Annotated in this window: 19 protein-coding genes; 18 read left to right on the forward strand and 1 reads right to left on the reverse strand. The window is 48.4% G+C overall.

From position 1 onward, the window contains the following. Nucleotides 1-117 precede the first annotated feature (117 nt). The 4 genes from purR to T3H97_RS00190 all read left to right on the forward strand — a co-directional run bounded on the left by purR (nucleotide 118) and on the right by T3H97_RS00190 (nucleotide 4,164). The gene (gene purR, locus T3H97_RS00175; RefSeq protein WP_013308122.1) at nucleotides 118-945 is read left to right on the forward strand and encodes a pur operon repressor; all 828 of its coding nucleotides are present in this window, start codon (nucleotides 118-120) and stop codon (nucleotides 943-945) included. A 175-nt stretch (nucleotides 946-1,120) separates the two neighbouring features. Continuing rightward, nucleotides 1,121-1,408, forward strand: coding sequence for a septation regulator SpoVG (gene spoVG, locus T3H97_RS00180; protein ID WP_007428016.1), 288 nt, complete (start codon nucleotides 1,121-1,123; stop codon nucleotides 1,406-1,408). 345 nt (nucleotides 1,409-1,753) lie between these two features. After that, complete coding sequence (gene glmU / locus T3H97_RS00185) at nucleotides 1,754-3,151, forward strand: bifunctional UDP-N-acetylglucosamine diphosphorylase/glucosamine-1-phosphate N-acetyltransferase GlmU (protein ID WP_328801377.1); 1,398 nt, start codon at nucleotides 1,754-1,756, stop codon at nucleotides 3,149-3,151. 59 nt (nucleotides 3,152-3,210) lie between these two features. Next, complete coding sequence (locus T3H97_RS00190; RefSeq protein ID WP_013308125.1) at nucleotides 3,211-4,164, forward strand: ribose-phosphate diphosphokinase; 954 nt, start codon at nucleotides 3,211-3,213, stop codon at nucleotides 4,162-4,164. Between the two features lie 68 nt (nucleotides 4,165-4,232). On the opposite strand, the gene T3H97_RS00195 is transcribed toward T3H97_RS00190, so the two are convergent. Beyond that, complete coding sequence (locus T3H97_RS00195; protein ID WP_023986434.1) at nucleotides 4,233-4,433, reverse strand: hypothetical protein; 201 nt, start codon at nucleotides 4,431-4,433, stop codon at nucleotides 4,233-4,235. Between the two features lie 74 nt (nucleotides 4,434-4,507). On the opposite strand from T3H97_RS00195, the gene pth reads away from it, so the two are divergent. The 14 genes from pth (at nucleotide 4,508) to spoIIE (ending at nucleotide 20,236) form a co-directional block, all read left to right on the forward strand. Further along, a complete protein-coding gene (gene pth, locus T3H97_RS00200; protein WP_061831840.1) occupies nucleotides 4,508-5,068 on the forward strand; it encodes an aminoacyl-tRNA hydrolase in 561 nt (186 codons plus the stop codon). 86 nt (nucleotides 5,069-5,154) lie between these two features. Beyond that, entirely contained in the window at nucleotides 5,155-5,385 is a 231-nt protein-coding gene (locus T3H97_RS00205) for an anti-sigma-F factor Fin (protein WP_013308128.1), read from the forward strand. A gap of 134 nt (nucleotides 5,386-5,519) precedes the next feature. Next, nucleotides 5,520-9,047, forward strand: a complete 3,528-nt coding sequence (gene mfd / locus T3H97_RS00210) for a transcription-repair coupling factor (RefSeq protein ID WP_103049274.1) — start codon at nucleotides 5,520-5,522, stop codon at nucleotides 9,045-9,047. Continuing rightward, a complete protein-coding gene (locus T3H97_RS00215) occupies nucleotides 9,031-10,149 on the forward strand; it encodes a peptidylprolyl isomerase (RefSeq protein ID WP_103049275.1) in 1,119 nt (372 codons plus the stop codon). The genes mfd and T3H97_RS00215 overlap by 17 nt, the downstream gene beginning before the upstream one ends. Nucleotides 10,150-10,316: 167 nt before the next feature. Continuing rightward, nucleotides 10,317-10,859 carry a stage V sporulation protein T gene (spoVT, locus tag T3H97_RS00220; RefSeq protein WP_013308131.1) on the forward strand — a complete coding sequence of 181 codons (543 nt, stop codon included), beginning with the start codon at nucleotides 10,317-10,319 and terminating at the stop codon, nucleotides 10,857-10,859. A 141-nt stretch (nucleotides 10,860-11,000) separates the two neighbouring features. Continuing rightward, a complete protein-coding gene (locus T3H97_RS00225) occupies nucleotides 11,001-12,659 on the forward strand; it encodes a putative polysaccharide biosynthesis protein (RefSeq protein ID WP_328801378.1) in 1,659 nt (552 codons plus the stop codon). A gap of 159 nt (nucleotides 12,660-12,818) precedes the next feature. Continuing rightward, nucleotides 12,819-14,318: a bifunctional methyltransferase/pyrophosphohydrolase YabN gene (gene mazG / locus T3H97_RS00230; RefSeq protein ID WP_328801379.1), complete on the forward strand. Its 1,500-nt coding sequence runs from the start codon at nucleotides 12,819-12,821 to the stop codon at nucleotides 14,316-14,318. 333 nt (nucleotides 14,319-14,651) lie between these two features. Continuing rightward, entirely contained in the window at nucleotides 14,652-14,924 is a 273-nt protein-coding gene (locus tag T3H97_RS00235; RefSeq protein ID WP_007428028.1) for an HU family DNA-binding protein, read from the forward strand. Continuing rightward, entirely contained in the window at nucleotides 14,924-15,202 is a 279-nt protein-coding gene (locus T3H97_RS00240) for an RNA-binding S4 domain-containing protein (protein ID WP_016818913.1), read from the forward strand. Before T3H97_RS00235 ends, T3H97_RS00240 begins: the two co-directional genes overlap by 1 nt. Before the next feature lie 179 nt (nucleotides 15,203-15,381). Continuing rightward, nucleotides 15,382-15,666 carry a sporulation protein YabP gene (gene yabP, locus T3H97_RS00245; RefSeq protein WP_025721693.1) on the forward strand — a complete coding sequence of 95 codons (285 nt, stop codon included), beginning with the start codon at nucleotides 15,382-15,384 and terminating at the stop codon, nucleotides 15,664-15,666. Beyond that, entirely contained in the window at nucleotides 15,663-16,241 is a 579-nt protein-coding gene (yabQ, locus tag T3H97_RS00250; protein ID WP_328801380.1) for a spore cortex biosynthesis protein YabQ, read from the forward strand. Before yabP ends, yabQ begins: the two co-directional genes overlap by 4 nt. A gap of 4 nt (nucleotides 16,242-16,245) precedes the next feature. Continuing rightward, entirely contained in the window at nucleotides 16,246-16,575 is a 330-nt protein-coding gene (locus T3H97_RS00255; protein ID WP_328801381.1) for an FtsB family cell division protein, read from the forward strand. A 123-nt stretch (nucleotides 16,576-16,698) separates the two neighbouring features. Further along, on the forward strand, nucleotides 16,699-17,223 hold the full coding sequence (locus tag T3H97_RS00260) for a S1 domain-containing RNA-binding protein (protein ID WP_013308138.1): 525 nt from the start codon (nucleotides 16,699-16,701) through the stop codon (nucleotides 17,221-17,223). Between the two features lie 505 nt (nucleotides 17,224-17,728). Next, a complete protein-coding gene (spoIIE, locus tag T3H97_RS00265) occupies nucleotides 17,729-20,236 on the forward strand; it encodes a stage II sporulation protein E (RefSeq protein ID WP_328801382.1) in 2,508 nt (835 codons plus the stop codon).

Here is a 20,236-nt window from a genome sequence, read left to right on the forward strand (position 1 = left end):
TTACTATTAAATATTCGGATTTTACTATATCACTTACATTCCGCCAGCAACCGGCCAGTCCGCCGGTGCTTTACTGTACAAAGCGGGCGGCAGGAGAATAGATCGCGAGGAATTGTTGTGAAAAAACTTAAAAGAAGCTCACGATTGGTGGAAATGACGCAATTTTTGTTGTCACGGCCGCATACGCTGGTACCTCTTACTCATTTTGCGGATCGCTACGGGGCAGCTAAGTCGTCCATAAGCGAGGATCTGGCCATCATCAAGGAAGTATTTGAGGATGAGGGCACTGGCGAGCTTCTGACGCTGGCGGGAGCGGCAGGGGGCGTGAAACTGATCCCGAGGCTTTCCAAGCAGCATGCGCTTGCGTTTGCGAACGACCTGTGTGCGCAACTGGAGCAGCCTGACCGCATATTACCGGGAGGATACCTGTATTTGTCCGATTTGCTGGGCCAACCTGCGATGATGAACGAAGCTGGTAAAATATTCGCAACCGCTTTTGCCAATCGTCAGATTGATGTGGTTATGACGGTGGAGACCAAGGGTATTCCACTTGCCTATGCAACCGGAGCACAGCTGAATTTGCCAGTCGTTCTCGTACGGCGTGATCATCAGGTAACAGAAGGCTCGGCTGTAAGTATTAATTATGTTTCAGGATCACAAAAGAGCCTGCATACGATGTCTTTATCCAGACGTGCGATGCGTGAGAAATCGCGTGTGCTCATCGTAGATGATTTTATGAAGGCCGGGGGCACGATTCAGGGGATGGTCGACTTGCTGGCTGAGTTTGATGCTGAGGTGGCCGGTGTAGGTGTGCTGGTAGAATCGGGCGAGGTGGAGAACGAAGAGCGCCTGCTGCACGATTATATTTCACTGGCGAATCTGACCGCAGTCGATTCTCGAAGCAAGCAAATTACGGTCAAGCTGGGCAATTATTTTGATGAGTGAACAAGGCAGTAAATTGTCACAATCCATCATAAAATACCTAAATATGTCGAAAAGAAATCTTTTCAAAAAAATTACCTGAATTTAGGATACGAATTGCCGAAAAAAAGAAGGATTTCGAACTGCTGTGTGGAATGTATACACCAAGTCCTATTTGGAAAAAGGTGGTGAAACACACATGCAGATTACGGATGTTAGACTCCGCCGAGTGAACTCAGAAGGAAGAATGAAGGCGATTGCATCCATTACGATTGATAACGAGTTTGTTGTTCATGACATCCGAGTTATCGACGGTAATAACGGGATGTTCGTGGCTATGCCAAGCAAACGAACTCCAGACGGAGAGTTTCGCGATATCGCTCACCCGATATCTTCAGGAACCCGTGAGAAGATCCAAGCTGCTGTATTGACTGAGTACGAACGTGCAGCTGTGGATGAAGAAGTTGCTATTGAAGAAGGCGCTTAATTCGCCTAAAGCAGGATTGGGGTACAAAAGAAAAAGAGAGCCACTAACTGTGGCTCTCTTTTCTTTTTGTCTGGAATGAGATATATTCTTTAGTGAGTTAACAGTCAGTTTTAAGGCAACTTGGAGCCATCCGGGCTGCCGAAGCGGCTTTTTCATAAGACAGGGACTAGGCAGCGATGCGTCCCGGGGATGAATGTCCAGCACAAGCTGGCCTGAAAAAATAGCCATTAACCAAAGGTTCGCCGTTATTTTTCAGGAGGATTGTGAAAAGTTAAGCAAAATCTGATCTGGGAATTAACGTTTTAGCCAAGGGGTAACTGTTATTTTCAGGATAGGAGGTTGGACTTGTTGGAAAGGTTGGCAGTCATTCTTGCCGCAGGGCAGGGAAAACGTATGAAATCCAAATTATATAAAGTTCTGCATCCGGTGTGCGGAAAACCGATGGTCGGGCATGTGCTCGATACGGTTCGTGAAATCGGTGTGTCCCGAAGTGTAGTCGTCGTGGGTCATGGAGCAGAGGCGGTACAATCTTATTTGGGACCGTCGGCAGAATATGCGCTTCAGGCAGAGCAGTTGGGAACGGGCCATGCTGTCAAGCAAGCCAAGGACTTGCTCGGTCAGGAAAAAGGTACAACCATTGTCATTTGTGGGGATACTCCTTTGATCACAGCTGAAACGCTGGAGGGCTTGGTGCAACTGCACGAGAGCCGTGGGGCGGCTGCGACGATTCTGACCGCTGAGTTGGACGACCCGAAAGGATATGGACGAGTTATTCGTGATGCTTCCGGGGCCGTGCTCAAGATCGTTGAACAGAAAGATTGTTCACCTGAGGAAGATGCTGTCCGGGAGATCAATACGGGAACGTACTGCTTTGACAATGCCAAGCTGTTTGCAGCGCTGGACAAGGTAACGAACACCAATGCACAGCAGGAATATTACCTGACAGATGTCATTGGTATTTTGCATGGTGAAGGTGAGCAGGTTGAGGCGTATTTGACACATGATGTGTCTGAATCCATTGGTGTTAACGACAGAGTCGCTTTGTCGGTAGCTGAGGGCTATATGCGTGAGCGCATCGTTCGCAAGCATATGCTGAATGGCGTCACTGTCATTGATCCGTCTTCTACCTATATCGGGAGCGAGGTTATTATTGGTTCCGATACGGTACTGTACCCGAACACATGGCTGCATGGTCAAACACAAATCGGAGAAGATTGTGTGATTGGTCCGCAGGCTGAGATTCAGAATACGATTATCCATTCAGGCGCGACGGTAAAACATTCGGTGTTGAACGAAGCGGAAGTGGGAAGCAGTACATCTGTGGGGCCGTTTGCTTATCTGCGTCCAGGTGCGAAGCTTGGCGAACATGTGAAAATTGGTGATTTTGTTGAGGTGAAAAATGCGACCATTGGAGATCATTCCAAGGTGTCTCATTTGAGCTATGTCGGTGATGCCAAGGTGGGTACAAACGTAAATATTGGCTGCGGGGCAATAACGGTCAATTATGATGGATATAATAAATCCATTACAGAAATTGAAGACGATGCCTTTATTGGCAGCAACGTGAATCTGATCGCCCCGATTAAGATTGGAAAAGGTGCTTATGTTGTAGCAGGCTCCACTGTAACACATGCTGTCCCTGATAACGATCTGGCCATTGCCAGATCACGTCAAGAGAACAAAGCCGGATATGCGGACAAAATCCGCGCACGTGCCAAAGCGAAGAAGAAAAGATCGGAATGACCTTAATCAGCAAGCTGTTGAATCTGTAATGAATGAACCAGCACGGAGGGTTTCTATTAATGACTTATTGCGATTCCAAACTCAAAATATTTACTTGTAACTCCAATCCGAAGTTAGCCCACCAGATTGCGGACTACATCGGCATCCCAATGGGGGAATCCCATACCACATCGTTTAGTGACGGTGAAATCCAGGTTAAGCTGTCGGAAAGCGTACGCGGCTGCCATGTGTATATTGTGCAGTCAACTTGTCTGCCGGTTAACGACAACTTGATGGAGTTATTGGTTATGATTGATGCACTTAAACGCGCTTCTGCCAAAAGTATCAATGTCGTTATGCCATATTACGGTTACGCTCGTCAGGATCGTAAAGCTCGTTCACGCGATCCGATTACAGCGAAACTTGTCGCTAACTTGATTGAAAAAGCGGGAGCTCACCGCGTAATCAGCATGGATTTGCATGCGATGCAGATTCAGGGATTCTTTGATATTCCAGTGGATCATATGCTGGGAGCGCCAATTTTGGCCCAATATTTCCGTTCCAAGCAAATTGAGAACCCGATTGTAGTTTCACCCGATCATGGCGGGGTTGTTCGTGCGCGCAAGCTGGCGGACTTCCTGAGTGCGCCGCTCGCTATTATTGATAAGCGTCGTCCAGAGCCAAATGTCAGTGAAGTGATGAACATCATCGGGAACATTGAGGGTAAAACGGCTATTTTAATTGATGATATCATTGATACAGCCGGAACGATTGTATTAGGTGCAAATGCGCTTAAAGAAGGCGGCGTAAAAGATGTGTATGCGTGTTGTACACATGCTGTGCTGTCCGGTCCTGCGATGGAAAGACTGGAGAATTCGCCATTAAAAGAGGTGGTTGTGACGGATACAATCCCGATCGTTCACCCGAATCCGACAAGCAAGCTGAAGGTATTGTCTGTGGCTCCATTAATGGGAGAAGCTATCATCCGTGTGCATGAAGAATTGTCGATCAGCAAACTGTTTGAAATCGAATAAGCGCTGGCTCATTTAAAAAGGGGTTGCCTTTTCCATATGGAAAAGGTAACCCCTATCAGCATGTCAGGCTAAAAGCCTGGGCGAGATATGAATGTGAAACGTTGACGATTGTATAGTGTGTCCTCTATTTCGACAAAATGCTCATTAAAACGCGCAACGATGCCAATCTGAATATGTACATTCCCGTCATATATCTGGACAGGAACGGAATGTTTTAAATGATATAGAAAATGGCTGTCATATAAGAGGATATCACCTTGATTGAGCATACCGGCACGCACCTTCCTATTCAATACAACTATTTTACCAAAAAATCCAGACTGCGAAAGAGGGTGTCAAGGTTATGAAGTGGATTGTAGGATTGGGCAACCCCGGTCCCCAATACGAGAAAACGAGACATAATGTCGGATTTATGGCATTGGATGCTCTTGCCTCGCGTCATAACATCCAGATTAACCAAAGCAAATGCAAGGCGTTGATTGGAGAGGGCCACATTGGTGGCGTAAAAACCGTACTGATTAAGCCAATGACCTATATGAATCTATCAGGCGAGTCTCTACGTGCCTATATGGACTATTACAAGGCCGATATGGAAGATCTGATTGTCGTGTACGATGATCTGGATACAGAAGTCGGTAAAATAAGATTGCGTTATCAAGGTAGCGCAGGCGGTCATAACGGCATTAAATCGATCATTCAGCATACCGGCACGCAGTCCTTCAATCGGATTCGTATGGGCATTTCCCGCCCGGAGCCTGGACATGCTATTGTCGATTATGTTCTGGGTACCTTTCCAAAGAAGGAAAAAGAATTACTGGCCGGAATGATCGAGGACACGTGCAACGCCTTAGAACACAGCTTGAGTCATCCGTTTGAACGGACGATGGCTGAATTCAACAAGTAAGTTCAGACGTAGGCAGACGGGCTTAAATGGAAGATTGTTGGACATACTGAAAGGTATAGAAAACTTTCAGGAGGCATATACATTACATGATTGTTAATTATGTATGCAGACATTGTCGAACTTTCTTGGGACGAATTGATTCCGCGGCAATAACCGAAGAAAGGTTGGGCTTCCATTCCTTGACCCCTGCCGAACGTAGAGATATAATAGCGTATAATTCGGGTGGTGAAGTGACCGTCAAAGTCATTTGCGAGCATTGCAGTCAAGCATTGGAGAATAATCCAGAGCTGAGTCTGCTCGTTAATCCGCTCCAATAACAGGTATTCAACTGGTAGGATGTACCAGCTTGAGAGGTGAAGCGGCAATTCCGCTTATGGAGCCTTGGCAGCATTGCTGAGGCTTCTTTTTCGGTTTACATGTAACTATTTATAAGCATAAAGGGGTGCCTTTTTTGTTACAAGCACTTATTCAGGCTTTTACGAAGGATGCTGATTATGCATCCATTGCAGCAGGTATTTCATCAGGGATGAAGGAACAACTGATATCAGGTTTATCAGGCTCTTCCCGACAGGTACTGATGGCCGCGCTTGCCGAAGATACCGGACGACCGTTAATGGTCATGACGCACAATATGTTTGCCGCTCAAAAAATAGCAGATGACTTACAGGAAGCGCTTTCTCCTGATCAGGTTTTATTGTATCCTGCTAATGAGCTGGTAGCTGCTGAAGCAGCAATATCCAGTCCAGAGACATTGTCCCAACGAATTGATGTATTGATACGCTGCGCCCAGGGTTTTCGTGGGATTGTTGTCGTGCCGTTTTCTGGCGTCCGACGTTTACTGCCAATCCCGGAAACATGGCGTGAGGCTCGTATTGAGCTGAAAGAAGGCGAGACGCTTCAGCTGGAAGCGTTTTTGCTACATATGGTAGAGATGGGCTACCAGCGTGTAGAGCGTGTGGAATCACGTGGAGAGATGAGCGTACGCGGAGGAATTATTGATTTTTATCCAATGACAACCCGTTGGGGTTATCGTGTGGAGCTGTTTGACGATGAAATTGATTCGATCCGTAAGTTTGATCCGCAAGATCAGCGTTCGGTGGAAAAGGTTCAGGACGTTACCGTAACACCGTGTAAGGAAGTTATTGCGAATAACCAGCGTATGGACCAGGCGGCGGATGCCGCTGCTATTTTGTTGGAGGAGCAGCTGGGCAAAATGACGGATCGTCAAGCTAAGCAGCACCTGAAAGAAGAGATTCATCGTGAAATTGAGTTGCTGCGAGAGCATGTGTATTTTGACGAAATCTATAAATATATCTCCCTGCTGTATCCTGAACGTAAAACCCTAGCAGACTATATGCCGGAAGATACGATTCTGATTATTGACGAACCGGCACGTATGCTGGAAACAGCCAAGCAACTGGAACGGGATGAGTCAGAATGGAATCTGCATTTGCTTCAAAACGGTAAAACGTTACCGCAGCTAGAACTGTCAGATGACGCGGACAATCTGCTGTACAACCGGAGATTTCAGACGTTGTTCCTGTCGATTTTCCTCCGTCAGGTTCCTCATACCCAGCCACAAAATATTTTGAATTTCATCTGCCGAGGAATGCAGGATTTCCATGGCCAAATGAATGTGCTCAAGGCGGAGATGGATCGTTGGCGCAAAGCCGGCACACAGGTTATGATGCTGGCAAGTGGAGATGAACGTCTGGACCGGATGCGCCGAGTGCTTGAAGATTACGGTATTGATGAGCCGACGATGGCTATCGGCAATCTGCAAAGCGGTTTTGAAATGCCGTCTATTCATCTGGCAGTCATTACCGAGGGCGAGATGTTTTCCCAGAAGCAGCGGAAAGCTCGTAAGCAGGGCCGACATGTGGACAATGCAGAACGGATTAAGAGCTATAGCGAGCTGAAGGTGGGCGACTACGTCGTACACCAAAATCATGGGATCGGGAAGTACATGGGGATCGGCACGCTGGAGGTTGGCGGTATCCATAAGGATTACATGCATGTCCTCTACGCGGGTGGAGATAAGCTGTCTGTGCCGATTGAACAAATTGATCTGATTCAGAAATATGTCGGCTCAGAGGACAAGGAACCCAAGATTTATAAACTGGGTGGCAATGAGTGGACACGGGTTAAAAGTAAGGTGCGCAGCTCGGTTCAGGATATTGCGGATGACTTGATCAAGCTATATGCAGAACGACAGTCGGCACCAGGGTTTGCTTTTGAAAAGGATTCACCGGAGCAACAAGAGTTTGAGGATATGTTCCCGTATGATGAGACACGTGACCAGATTCGGGCCATCGAAGAGATTAAGAAGGACATGGAGCAGAGCCGCCCGATGGATCGTTTGCTATGCGGTGATGTAGGTTACGGCAAAACTGAAGTTGCCATTCGTGCTGCTTTTAAGTCTGCTATTGAAGGCAAACAAGTAGCGGTGCTGGTACCGACGACGATTTTGGCACAACAACACTATGAGACGTTCCGTGAACGTTTTTCAGGGTATCCGTTCAATATTCAGGTATTGAGCCGTTTCCGCTCGCGCAAAGAGCAAAATGAGACGATAAAAGGAGTTCGGCAAGGCACAGTCGATATTGTCATTGGTACCCATCGTCTGTTGTCGCAGGATCTGGTGTTTAAGGACCTCGGAATGCTGATTGTCGATGAAGAACAGCGATTTGGCGTAACCCACAAGGAAAAGCTGAAGAAGCTGAAAACGAACGTAGATGTGCTGACGTTAACGGCAACACCTATTCCGCGTACGTTGCATATGTCCATGCTGGGTGTACGTGACTTGTCAGTCATTGAGACGCCACCGGAAAACCGTTTTCCAGTGCAAACCTATGTGGTTGAGCACAGCCAGACTCTAGTTCGTGAGGCCATTGAACGCGAGATGGCACGCGGTGGACAGGTGTACTATCTGTATAATCGCGTGCAGGGCATTCAGGAGATGGCTGCAGAGATCAATGCGCTCGTACCGGAGGCCAAGGTGGGCGTGGGTCACGGACAGATGTCCGAAACCGAACTGGAGAAAACTATTTTGGATTTCCTGGATGGCGAATATGATGTGCTGGTCAGCACCAGCATTATCGAAACCGGCGTGGATATTCCAAATGTGAATACACTCATTGTGCATGATGCCGATAAAATGGGGCTATCTCAGCTTTATCAGCTGCGTGGGCGTGTAGGTCGTTCCAATCGGATTGCCTATGCTTATTTCACGTACCAGCGGGATAAGGTGCTCACGGAAGTGGCGGAGAAGCGCCTTCAGTCGATTAAAGAATTTACGGAGCTGGGCTCCGGGTTCAAGATTGCAATGCGCGATTTGTCCATCCGTGGAGCGGGTAACTTGCTTGGCGCTGAGCAGCATGGATTCATCGCATCCGTCGGTTTTGATCTTTACTCGCAGATGCTGGCTGAGGAAATTAATAAACGTAAAGTCAGCGTACTTGGAGAAGAAGATCAGTCCAATCGGAATTGGAGTACGTCGATTGATTTAGGCGTCGATGCTTACTTGCCGGGAGACTATATTTATGACAGCATCCAGAAGATTGAGATTTATAAAAAGGTTGCAGCGGTCAGCACCTTTGACGAGGCTTCCGAACTGGAGGATGAGCTGATCGACCGATTTGGCGATCTGCCAGAGGCTGTGCGTCATTTGCTAGCCGTGGCTCGACTCAAGGTATATGGACGCATGTATGGCATCGAGTCCATGGTGCAACGGGATGACAATATAGTGTTGAAATTCCATGAAGGACGCCAGCAGGCGGTACAGACCTCCAAACTTGCCGAGATTGGCAATCGCTTTGAAAGACGTGTACAATTTGAACAGGGCACTTCTATGAGCGCACGCATAAAGGGCAAAGGTCTAAATGATCCACAGTTGCTAGAACTGCTGGAACAATTTTTGAGTGCATTGAAAGAAGCATTCACATTGAAGGAGGAACTGCAAAATGCCACAACTAAATAAAAGAAAACCTTGGAGAATGCTCTCCTTGGGAATGGCAGCGCTGCTAGCTATATCCGTGCTGGCAGCATGTACGAAGCAAGCGGATGAGAACAAGGTCAAGGATGAACCGAAGGACAACAGCAAGGTTGTCGTGACCTATAAGGGTGGAACCATTACCGAAAATGAGTTCAACCAAGAAATCAGCATGATGAAATTCCTTTACCCGGAATATGAGGCTGCGTTAGCTTCGGATCAGGTACGAGAGCAAATTGTAAAGCAGGAAGTGGTGTACAAGCTTCTGGCGGCCAAAGCGGACGACAAAGCCAAGGAGCAGGGTGCCAAAGAAGGGAACGAACAGCTGGAGCAGTATAAAAAGTCAGTCGGAGAAGATAAGTTCAAGACATTTCTGAGTGATAAAAAACTGACCGAACAAGGTGTGAAAGATTACTTCACGCGTGTAATGACGGTAATCAACAGCGAAACCAATAAAGTAACAGATGATCAGCTAAAACAGGAATTTGAGAAAAATAAAGATCAATTCACGACAGCAACCGTGCGCCATGTATTGATTAACTTCGAAGATCCTAAAACGAAGAAACAGCGCAAAAAAGAGGATACCCTCAAGCTGGCTAAAGAAGTGAAGGCGAAGCTGGATGGAGGAGCGGATTTTGCGACGATTGCTAAGAAATATTCAGAAGACCCAGGTTCTGCGTCTAACGGAGGTCTGTATGAGAATGCATCCGTAGCGCAATGGGTACCTGCCTTTAAAGAGGCCGCTGAGACTCAGCCGATTAACAAAATCGGTGAGCCAGTGGAAACGGAATACGGATATCACGTGATCAAAGTGGAGTCCCGCAATGAGCCAACGTTTGATAAATTGAAAGACAACGAAAAGGCAGCCCTGAAAAATAAATTGGCCGGGGAAAGTATCCAAAACTTTACCGAAAATGATTTGGCGAAACTTGATTTGAAAATCAATCTGCCGAAGGTACCCGCTACGCAAGAGAAAAGCGGTGCAACTTCCGGGGCTGGTAGCACAACCACACCGGGCGCAACAACAAACGGTACGGGCGATACCAACGCAGGAACAGCCAAAGATGGAGCTACAAACGAAGGTAAATAACTGAACATGCATAAGGAATTGGGAACAGATGAATACTATGGTCAGATATCACCATAAACACCATGACCGTGACGTTCTTCGTGACCGCTTCTGGGGGAGTGGAAGCGTCTTTCGATACCGTCAGTAGTTTACTAAATTCTTCTTGAGAAAGTGGGGCAACATGTGAAATGAAAGCTACTGGTATAGTTCGCCGTATTGATGACCTTGGGCGGGTAGTTATTCCAAAGGAAATTCGCCGCACCTTGAGAATTCGTGAAGGAGATCCGCTTGAGATTTTTGTGGATCGTGACGGAGAAGTCATTTTGAAAAAGTATTCACCTATTGGTGAACTTGGTGATTTCGCCAAAGAATATGCTGAGTCCCTGTTTGAAAGCACGGGCCATATTACAATGATTACCGATCGAGACACCATCATTACGGTGGCTGGAGGCTCTAAAAAGGATTTTCTGGACAAGCCAATCGGTAGCATTATCGAAGGTAGTATGGATAATCGCAAAACTGTGCTGGAGACAGCCAGCGGCTCCTATGAGCTAACGCGAGACCACGAAGAAACACTCTCGTCCTTTGTGGCGGCTCCCATTGTTTCCGGTGGTGATCCCATTGGTTCCGTTGTATTGTTGAACAAGGACGAAAATGTAAAAATGTCCGAAATGGAAATCAAAATGGCTGAAACAGCCGCTGGCTTCCTGGGCAAACAAATGGAACAGTAACATCCCGTTTCACCCCTGTATGACGTACAGAATGGCGAAAGCCGTCCTACGTTGTACAGGGTTTTTTTTCTTTCCGGGAGAAGAGGCGGTATAATAGGACTCGGGTAAGATGCATATTTCAGGTGGGAGTGGAGACGGAGAATGCAGGAAAATCGCGCCGCTTCGCGGCTGCTACGGGGTGCTGTCATTTTGACACTGGCAGCGGTAGCGAGCAAGCTGATCGGCACAGTGCAAAAAATCCCGCTGCAGAATATCGGCGGCGACGGCGTGTTTGGCATTTATAATACGGTTTATCCTTTTTATACGCTGTTCATTACCATTGCAACCGCTGGATTTCCGGCTGCCATATCTAAATTTGTAGCTGAGTTTGAGGCAGTGGGAAATCCAGCGGCGGGGCAACGTGTTGCTCGGCTATCTTCGCTTGTATTGGGTGTCTTTGGATTGATCCTGGGCGTGCTGATGTATACGTGTGCGCCGCTAATTGGTCAATGGATCGACAATGTTCACGTCATTCCGTCGGTGAGGGCGGCGGCGTTTGCCTTTTTGTTCGTGCCGGTTATGGCTGGACTGAGAGGATATTTTCAAGGTTTGCAAAATATGCTTCCGACTGCTGTTTCCCAAGTGACGGAGCAGGCGATACGGGTAAGCGTGATGATTATGCTGTTGCTGCTCATGCTGTCGCAAGGAGCGGGAGCGGATATGATCGCCGCCGGAGCAGTGTTTGGTTCAGCAGCAGGTGGAGCAGCGGGTTTGGTCATCATGTTGCTATATTGGCGAAATCACAGGAAGAGACTTAGAAGGCAAGGGACGGTCATGGCGACAGTGCAAGCACAGACTGGAGAGCTACACGCAGCGGAAAGCAACGGTGCCTTGCTAAAGGCGCTGCTGCGTTATGCCTTGCCTGTTTGCCTTGGAGCGCTAGCCGTTCCGTTAATTAGCCTAGTAGACACATTTACTGTACCTCGCTTGTTAAAGCAGGAGGGTTTGGACGATACTGCGGTTATGGTGGCCTTTGGCGTGTATAACCGAGGTTTGCCGCTGGTACAGCTAGTCATGATGTTTGCCACCACACTGTCGGCATTATTCATTCCATCGCTGGCTGAGGCCAGGGTGACCGGCGGTACGGAGCTGGCACGTCGCCAGTGCGAGCAATCGCTGCGCTGGTTTTGGCTACTGGGACTAGCCGCTGCGACAGGCTTGATCGTGCTGGCTGTGCCCGTCAATGTGATGCTGTATGCGGACGACACCGGTAGCGGGGTCATGCGCTGGATGGCGCTAACCGCCGTAGGCGGCACGCTCAGCATCATCTCGGCTGCGCTGCTGCAGGGGCTTGGCGCGGTTCGCGCGCCGGCTCTGGCGATGCTCGCGGCCGCAGCAGCCAAGGCGCTGCTAAACTGGCTACTCGTGCCGCATCTAGGCACGGCTGGAGCCGCCATTGCGGGGGCTGTCGCCTATCTGCTAGCAGCGGTGATCAACATCGTGCTGCTGGCTCGCTTGGTAGGCCTGCGCGGGAGCTGGTCCGCCAGCGTGCTCAAGCCGGCGGCACTGCTTATCGCCCTGGCTGGTGCGGCCGGGGCGGCGATGTGGGGCACCAGCGCTGTGCTGGGTGCCTTGGGGTGGGTTGCCGGAGGTCGTGCCACGGCAGCCGCGGAGAGCCTGCTGGGCGTAGCCGCAGGCGCCGTTGTGTTCGTGATCGGCCTCGCACGCTTGAGGCTGATCACGGAAGCCGAGCTTGTGGCGGTGCCCAAGCTCGGACGCCCGCTGGCAGCCGTGCTGCGCAGGCTACGTGTACTGGCTTAGCCCAGGCATAGGGCTTAGGGCGTGAAAGCGGCACAGCCATTTTATGAGCTTATACAACTTTGTGGTATAGTAAATGCCAAAGCAAAGGAAGCGGAAGCGGGTTAGGCTGTGTATTTTTTTCGAGCATGAACCTTGTTTCTGCGAAACGGAGGATTGAATATGAGCGTAACATTAACGGTCGTAGGTTTGGGCTCGGGGGATCCGGATCAGCTTACGATAGGGATATTGAACAAAATGCGGGGCGCTTCAGCGCTCTATCTGCGGACCAAGGAGCATCCTGCGGTTCAAGTGCTGAATGAGTTTGAAGTGGCTTTTGAGTCGTTTGACGAGGTATATGAGACAAAGGAGTCTTTTCCAGAGGTATACGAGGAAATTACCAGCCAATTGATTACGACGGCTGCTAAGGCGGCAGACGGAAGCGAAATCGTCTATGCGGTTCCCGGTCACCCGATGGTGGCAGAAGCAGCGGTACAGTTGCTTAAGGAGCGTTGTCCTACGCAAGGGATTGAACTGAATATTCTGGGCGGCGAAAGTTTCCTGGATGAGGCTTTTGTGCGTCTTGGTTTTGATCCGATTGAGGGTTTCCAGCTGTTGGACGCAGGTACACTGGATGCCAGCTGGCTCCAGCCTCAGCTGCATACGCTGATCGGACAGGTGTATGACACCTTCACGGCTTCTGATGTGAAGCTGTGCCTGATGGAGCGGTATCCTGACGATTATGAGGTATATGTCGGTCACGCCCTTGGGGTGGAAGGGGAGGAAGCGGTGCACAAGGTGCCGCTGTACGAGCTGGATCGAGTAGAGGGCTACGGGAACCTATCCTTGGTATACATACCTCGCAGTGAAGATGAGGCGCTGAAACGGCGTTCTTTTGACCGTCTACACGAGATTGTCGATATTTTACGCAGCCCGGAAGGCTGTCCATGGGATCGTGAACAGACACACCAGTCGATCCGCAAAAATCTGATTGAAGAAACGTATGAAGTCATCGAAACGATAGATGAGGACGACCCTGAGCATATGAAGGAAGAGCTGGGCGATCTGTTGTTGCAAATTTTGCTGCATGCCCAAATGGAAGAGGAAGTCGGAACCTTCAATGTGTATGATGTAATCCAAGGGCTGAATGATAAGCTTATTTTCCGTCATCCACATGTATTTGGTGACAACCAAGCGAATGATGCGGAAGAGGCATTGCAAAACTGGGAACAAATGAAGGCTGAGGAAAAACGGCTTAAAGGTACGGCAGAAGCATACCCTTCCGTACTGGATGGAGTTCCGCGTGATCTGCCTGCTCTTATGAAATCGTACAAGCTCCAGAAGAAAGCAGCTAAAGTAGGCTTTAACTGGGATAGCATTGAGGGCGTATTCGATAAATTGGACGAAGAAGTGGCTGAGCTGAAGGAAGCGGTTCGTGAAGGGCATGCTGTGGAAGCCCAGTTGCTGGAGTTAGGCGATGTGTTATTTGTTGCCGTGAATGCAGCCCGATTCATGGGAGTAGATCCGGAAGAGGCATTGTCCGCCACCAATCGCAAATTTGTAGACCGTTTCCAGTATATTGAGCAGAAATTACGCGAGCAGGGGCGTCGTCCCGAAGAAAGCAGCGTAGATGAAATGGAGACTTACTGGCAGGAAGCGAAAAAGCTCCTTGGCAAAGCGTGATTCCACATATTCGCTTTTGGCTGCACAGAACAGTAAAATAAGATATATGCAGGGTTGAAAGAAGGCCCAGTTTGAGAAGACTTGCCAATGGACAGAGTTTTGTAGTAGGATGTTGGCTTAACTGGGGTCGAATAAAAAAACGCCTGTCATTGCAGGATTTTTATGGACAAGCCAGAATAACTTGTAGTAATTCTGAAAATAACTGTAGCTTATAGTTAAGCGTGTTACAGTGACATTCAGGAGGGCTTCGGCCACAGTTGGACCTCACGTCTGCTCCATAAATGGACATGCAGCGTGATGATTATTTTTTGACATTTGGGAGGCTTTTATCTTATGAACAAGACAGATCTGATCAACAATATTTCCAGCAAAAGCGGTTTGAGCAAACGTGACGTTGAAGCTGTATTGAATGGCGTTCTTGGTGAAATTACAGATGCACTCGCTAGCGGCGACAAAGTGCAACTGATCGGCTTTGGTACTTTCGAAACACGCAAGCGTTCCAGCCGTACAGGCCGCAATCCACAAACCGGTAACACGATTGAAATTCCAGAATCGACCGTTCCTGCTTTTAAAGCCGGTAATAAGCTTAAAGAAGCCGTTAACTAATGCGTCTTGATAAATTCTTGAAAGTCTCGCGGCTGATTAAGCGGCGTACGGTAGCCAAGGACGTCTCCGAACAAGGGAGAGTGCTGGTGAACGGACGCGAAGCCAAGCCGAGCAGTGCGGTCAAAGTAGGCGATGAAATTACCGTCCAGTTTGGCCAGAAGCTGGTGACCGTGCGAGTGGAACGGCTCGCCGACACTACACGCAAGGACGAGGCTGCAAGTATGTACACTTTGGTAAAGGAAGAGCCTATTGCCAGGGACAATGGTTTGAACTGGTAAGCAGACATCTGATTTTCTCACAACTGTACATGAAAGCATTCCTTCATTAATTTTATGAAGGAGTGCTTTTTTTCTTTAGATGGCGAGTTTTCGTCCATCATATGCTGATTAACAGCAAAAACGGTTCTAAATCATACGGCCCCCTTCATAAGCTAAGAACAGAAGGAGGGGTACATGCCATGATTGAACAAGGGAAGTCCAAGCACCATGATCTGCGCATGCAAAGCCGCAAGCAACTCGATATTTCAGGCGTCAGCAATGTGGAGAGCTTTGACAGTGAAGAATTTCTGCTTCAGACCGAGCTGGGCCATCTCACCATTCGCGGACAACATTTACATATCAAAAACCTCAGTCTAGAAGAGGGGCTGTTGTCCATTGAAGGTCTGATTACTTCCCTCGTCTACCTGGAGCCCGGGGCCCCGGCCAAAAACGGAAAAAGCCTATTCGGCAAGATCTTCAAATGAACCCTTACACGCAATGGCTGACGTTGACGTGGATGCTGTTGTCGGGCATAGCCATGGGAGTGGTGTTTGACAGCTACCGGGTGCTGTCCATCCGCTTTCATTTTGCCCGCTGGAGCGTTCATATGATGGACGTGCTGTACTGGGTGGCCTCGGCTTTGTTTATTTTCCGTGTGCTATACGCGAGTAATCGCGGTGAGCTGCGGTTTTATGTCTTTTTAGGACTACTTTTGGGGGTTTGGCTCTATTTTTGGGCCTTTAGTGTTACAACCCAACGTTTTGTGGTAATGTTATTAGAGATAGTTCGCAGACTGACGTTGATCGTGAACAGCATACTGCGCATCCTGATTGTTCTTCCGGTGTTAGCGCTGTATCGGCTGTTACGCAAGCTGGTCGGATGGACATGGGCACTTATTGTGTTCCTGGGAAGGATGCTGATATACATCTTGATGCCGGTTTGGAAGCCGATTCTATGGCTGATCGGTCCGCTTAAAGCGCGCTGGAAGACTCCAGAGTTGCTTGTAAAGCTGGGTATCAGACTGAAAAACACAGCGAAAACATGGTTTGGAAGGAGGTAGTATCATGCGTAATTCGTCTGTAGATCGCCATTTATCTTCTACATCCAAGTCCAACGCGGGCGGGCGCAGGCGAATCATGATTTGGTTGCTATCGCTTGCCGCCTTTGGTAGTTGGGCAATTTTTACCTTTTTTTCTCAAGGCATAATTATGGCCGATCGAAGTGAACAGCTCACCCAGAAGGAAAAGCAGAAGCAAGCTGCTACACAAACGGAACAACAGCTTCAAACCGAAGTGAATCGTCTCAAGGACCCTGAGTACATTGGCGAGATTGCCAGAAGCAAGTACGGTCTTTACAAACCGGAAGAGACGCCAATCATCGGAGATCAGAAATAGGAACATTATCGGGCCAATGCTTAGTTGACCTTGGTTCCGCCATTTTGTATAATCAAATCACCACAGCGGGATTTTTTTGCAAAAAAATCGGTTGTATATTTTAAGGGAGGATCATTTTATTCTATGGCAATTGAAGTGGGCACCAAGTTAGAGGGCAAAGTGACAGGCATCACGCATTTTGGAGCATTTGTGGATTTGTCTGGAGGTGTCACGGGTCTCGTTCACATCTCGGAAATCGCCGATAACTATGTTAAGGATGTTAACGACCACCTGAAGATTAATGATGTTGTGATGGTGAAAGTCATTAATGTTGACAAAGATGGCAAAATCGGACTTTCCATTAAGCAAACGATTGACAAGCCGGCAAGTGAAGCCCGTCCCCCAAGAGCTCCAAGACCGGAGCGTACAGGAGGACCAGGCGGAGGCGACCGTTTCGGCGGTGGAGGTTCAGGTCCAAGTCAAGGACGCGGTGGTGGTGGCGGTGGTTTCAACCGCGATCGTGGAGGCCGTTCTTTCAAGCCTGCACCGGGTAAACCTTCATTTGAGGATAAAATGTCACGCTTCCTGAAAGATAGTGAGGAACGCATTTCGTCGCTGAAAAAGAACACCGAAGGTAAACGCGGAGGACGCGGCGCGAAGCGTGTTTAATTCACTTTGACAACCGTATCAATCATACACGGAAAACCGTACAGTCGAGAGACTGCTACGGTTTTTTTGCGTTCTACCGACAACAGATGCGATAAGCAGCGACTGTGGGCGCTGAATCCAGTGGTTAGTCGTACGGGCATTTATGAGATTCGCAATTTTGATGAAGAAGAAAAGAGCTTCGATGCTGGAAAGCGGATGTTTTTTTTGTCGTGAGGACATAATCGTCCGACAAACTCCAACGGTTTTCCGTCTATCTTCTGTGCAAATCGCTAGATTGGACATCAGGATGAACGACATCGAGAGGTCATATAAGGAGTAGCTGGACGTTTCTTCCATCGGCTTCCATACGGGCGTAGCTTGATGTTCAGAGTGATGCTCTGTCCTTTCGCGCAGAACGTTTTTTTGTCGGAAATTTCTTGGAATAAGACGTGGGGTTCTGACAAACTTTCTCAGTCGTTCCGGTTTAAGATGGGAACATCAAATTGATGAATGGGGTGCCTGACGCATGATGGAGAAATGGAACGTGGTACATTTTCCGGGGTTAAAATCTAGAAAGTCCAAATCCAAAGAGCGTACGGAAGGGTGGTCTTCCAGACTCAAGAAACGGCTGGATTCACATAAAATGGTGCAATGGGTAACGGCGCAAAGATGGATGCTGCTATTGTCAGCTATGGGAGTTCTACTGGGACGCGCCACTATTTTGGACGAGCTTTCTCCTTTTGCCCTCGCTTATTTTGCGGTCATAACGTTCCTTCGGCGTGACCTGATGCTGCCTGTAGCTGTATCAGTTGTGTTAGGCAGCCTGTTAGCTCCTTATCCATCGTTATTTATGATTGGTGGCGAGCTACTGGTATTTTATCTCCTGTATCGCGGACTACGAACCTTCGATCGTCTGGAATTATCCTATGCCCCGCTTATGGTTTTCTTGTCGGTATTTATGGTCAATTTATTTAACGCCGTGATGGCTCCAACTTTCACATGGTATGAGCTTATCATTGTGGGAACGGATGCGGTTCTCAGCTTTATGCTTACGCTGGTGTTCACGCAGGCCATACCGTTGTTTACGTACCGCAAGAAGACAAGCCAGCTCAAGAATGAGGAAATTTTATGTCTTATTATTTTATTAGCCTCTGTGATGACGGGAGCAGTAGGATGGACTGTTCATTCATTGTCTGTCGATCATGTACTGTCGCGATATTTGGTCTTGGTGTTTGCTTTGGTGGGAGGTGCTTCGCTGGGTGCATCGGTCGGTGTAATTACCGGTTTAATTTTAAGCTTGGCCAATATGTCTGCAATTGTGCAGATGAGTTTACTCGCTTTTGCAGGTTTGCTGGCAGGGATGCTGCGTGAAGGGAAAAAGGGTGCTGTTGCGCTTGGGATGCTGCTAGGCTCCTCAATTCTGACGATCTATTTGGACGGGACCGGAGACGTGCTGACGTCAACCTGGGAGAGTTGTGCGGCAATTCTATTATTTTTAATGACCCCAAAAAGTTTCTTTAAAGCGGTTTCTACCTATGTTCCCGGTACGCAGGACCACGCTAAATCTCAGCATGAATATGCCAAAAGGGTTCGCGATCTCACCGCAGAGCGGGTAACGAAGTTTTCCCGTGTATTCAGTCAGTTATCCCGCAGCTTTCACCAGATATCTGCGAGTGAGAGTACGAAGTCGGACGGAGAAATCGAACATTTTATGAATGCGGTGGCCGAAGGGACATGTGCCTCCTGCTTCAAGTGTGAGCAGTGCTGGGACGGCAAGTTTATGCAAACCCATCAGTATATGACGGAAATGATGAGCGCCATTGAGGATAACCCGGATTTGGAGCCGGAGCAGATACCCCCGCAATGGAGCAAGGCATGTGCTAAAACGGGCGCTGTCCTGCAAGTGATGAAGCAGCAGTATAGCCTCTACCAACATAATATGCAATGGAAGCGCCAAGTATACGATAGTCGTCAGCTTGTTGCTGACCAGCTATCGGGTGTATCACAAATTATGGAGGATTTAGCGCGAGAAATTCAGCGGGAAGGGCAGACCATGCATCGGCAGGAGGAGCAAATACGAGAGGCTCTTGATAGACTGGGCTTGTCCATCCAATCTATTGAGATTATTAACCTGGATGCAGGTCAGGTAGAAATAGAGATTGTCCATGCCTATACAAGGGGATTTGATGAATGTCGGAAAATCATCGCTCCACTTCTGTCGGACATACTGGACGAGCATATAGCTGTGATGCGCGAAACGGAGGCAGATCGCCGTCAGGGCTTGGCTACAGTCATGTTCGGTTCTGCTAAAACGTATGAGATTGCTACAGGAGTAGCAAGCGCCGCCAAAGGAGGGGACTTTTTCTCAGGTGACAGCTACAGCATGATGGAGCTAGGGAACGGGACTTTTGCAGTCTCTTTAAGTGATGGTATGGGGAACGGAGAGCGTGCGCAGCAAGAGAGCAGTGCAGCACTTAACATTTTGGAGGAATTACTGCAATCGGGTATGGACGAAAAGTTGGCGATCAAGTCGGTTAACTCTGTCCTGATGCTGCGATCACCTGAGGAAATGTATGCTACGGTCGATATGGCGCTGATTGATCAGTACACGGCCCAGACAACTTTTATGAAGATTGGGTCTACGCCGAGCTTTATTAAAAGAGGGGAGGAGGTCATCCCTGTATCTGCCAGTAACTTGCCGATTGGCATTATACAGGATATTGAAATTGATTTGGTATCACTGCAGCTCCAGCCGGGCGATATTCTCATTATGATTACAGACGGTATATACGACTCACCGGGTTACGCGGTTAATAAGGAAATATGGATGAAACGCATGATTCAGGAAATTGAAAGCGAAGATCCTCAGCAGTTGGCCGACTGTTTGCTAGAACGGGTTATTCGATACCAACAAAATCAAATCTATGATGATATGACAGTAGTCGTTAGTAAAATCGACCACTTCCGCCCAGAATGGGCAACTCTCCATGTACCTGGCATGAGGTGGTTGGAACGTCCACGGACGGTGAGCTAG

The organism is Paenibacillus sp. LX16, assembly GCF_036252815.1.
Taxonomy (GTDB): Bacteria; Bacillota; Bacilli; order Paenibacillales; family Paenibacillaceae; genus Paenibacillus; species Paenibacillus polymyxa_B.

Bases quoted from the DNA above. Each gene is read 5' to 3' on its own strand.
- spoVG (WP_007428016.1), top strand. From the start codon at position 1,121: ATGCAGATTACGGATGTTAGACTCCGCCGAGTGAACTCAGAAGGAAGA.
- T3H97_RS00190 (WP_013308125.1), top strand. From the start codon at position 3,211: ATGACTTATTGCGATTCCAAACTCAAAATATTTACTTGTAACTCCAAT.
- T3H97_RS00195 (WP_023986434.1), bottom strand. From the start codon at position 4,433: ATGCTCAATCAAGGTGATATCCTCTTATATGACAGCCATTTTCTATAT.
- pth (WP_061831840.1), top strand. From the start codon at position 4,508: ATGAAGTGGATTGTAGGATTGGGCAACCCCGGTCCCCAATACGAGAAA.
- T3H97_RS00205 (WP_013308128.1), top strand. From the start codon at position 5,155: ATGATTGTTAATTATGTATGCAGACATTGTCGAACTTTCTTGGGACGA.
- T3H97_RS00215 (WP_103049275.1), top strand. From the start codon at position 9,031: ATGCCACAACTAAATAAAAGAAAACCTTGGAGAATGCTCTCCTTGGGA.
- spoVT (WP_013308131.1), top strand. From the start codon at position 10,317: ATGAAAGCTACTGGTATAGTTCGCCGTATTGATGACCTTGGGCGGGTA.
- T3H97_RS00225 (WP_328801378.1), top strand. From the start codon at position 11,001: ATGCAGGAAAATCGCGCCGCTTCGCGGCTGCTACGGGGTGCTGTCATT.
- mazG (WP_328801379.1), top strand. From the start codon at position 12,819: ATGAGCGTAACATTAACGGTCGTAGGTTTGGGCTCGGGGGATCCGGAT.
- T3H97_RS00235 (WP_007428028.1), top strand. From the start codon at position 14,652: ATGAACAAGACAGATCTGATCAACAATATTTCCAGCAAAAGCGGTTTG.
- T3H97_RS00240 (WP_016818913.1), top strand. From the start codon at position 14,924: ATGCGTCTTGATAAATTCTTGAAAGTCTCGCGGCTGATTAAGCGGCGT.
- yabP (WP_025721693.1), top strand. From the start codon at position 15,382: ATGATTGAACAAGGGAAGTCCAAGCACCATGATCTGCGCATGCAAAGC.
- yabQ (WP_328801380.1), top strand. From the start codon at position 15,663: ATGAACCCTTACACGCAATGGCTGACGTTGACGTGGATGCTGTTGTCG.
- T3H97_RS00255 (WP_328801381.1), top strand. From the start codon at position 16,246: ATGCGTAATTCGTCTGTAGATCGCCATTTATCTTCTACATCCAAGTCC.
- T3H97_RS00260 (WP_013308138.1), top strand. From the start codon at position 16,699: ATGGCAATTGAAGTGGGCACCAAGTTAGAGGGCAAAGTGACAGGCATC.
- spoIIE (WP_328801382.1), top strand. From the start codon at position 17,729: ATGATGGAGAAATGGAACGTGGTACATTTTCCGGGGTTAAAATCTAGA.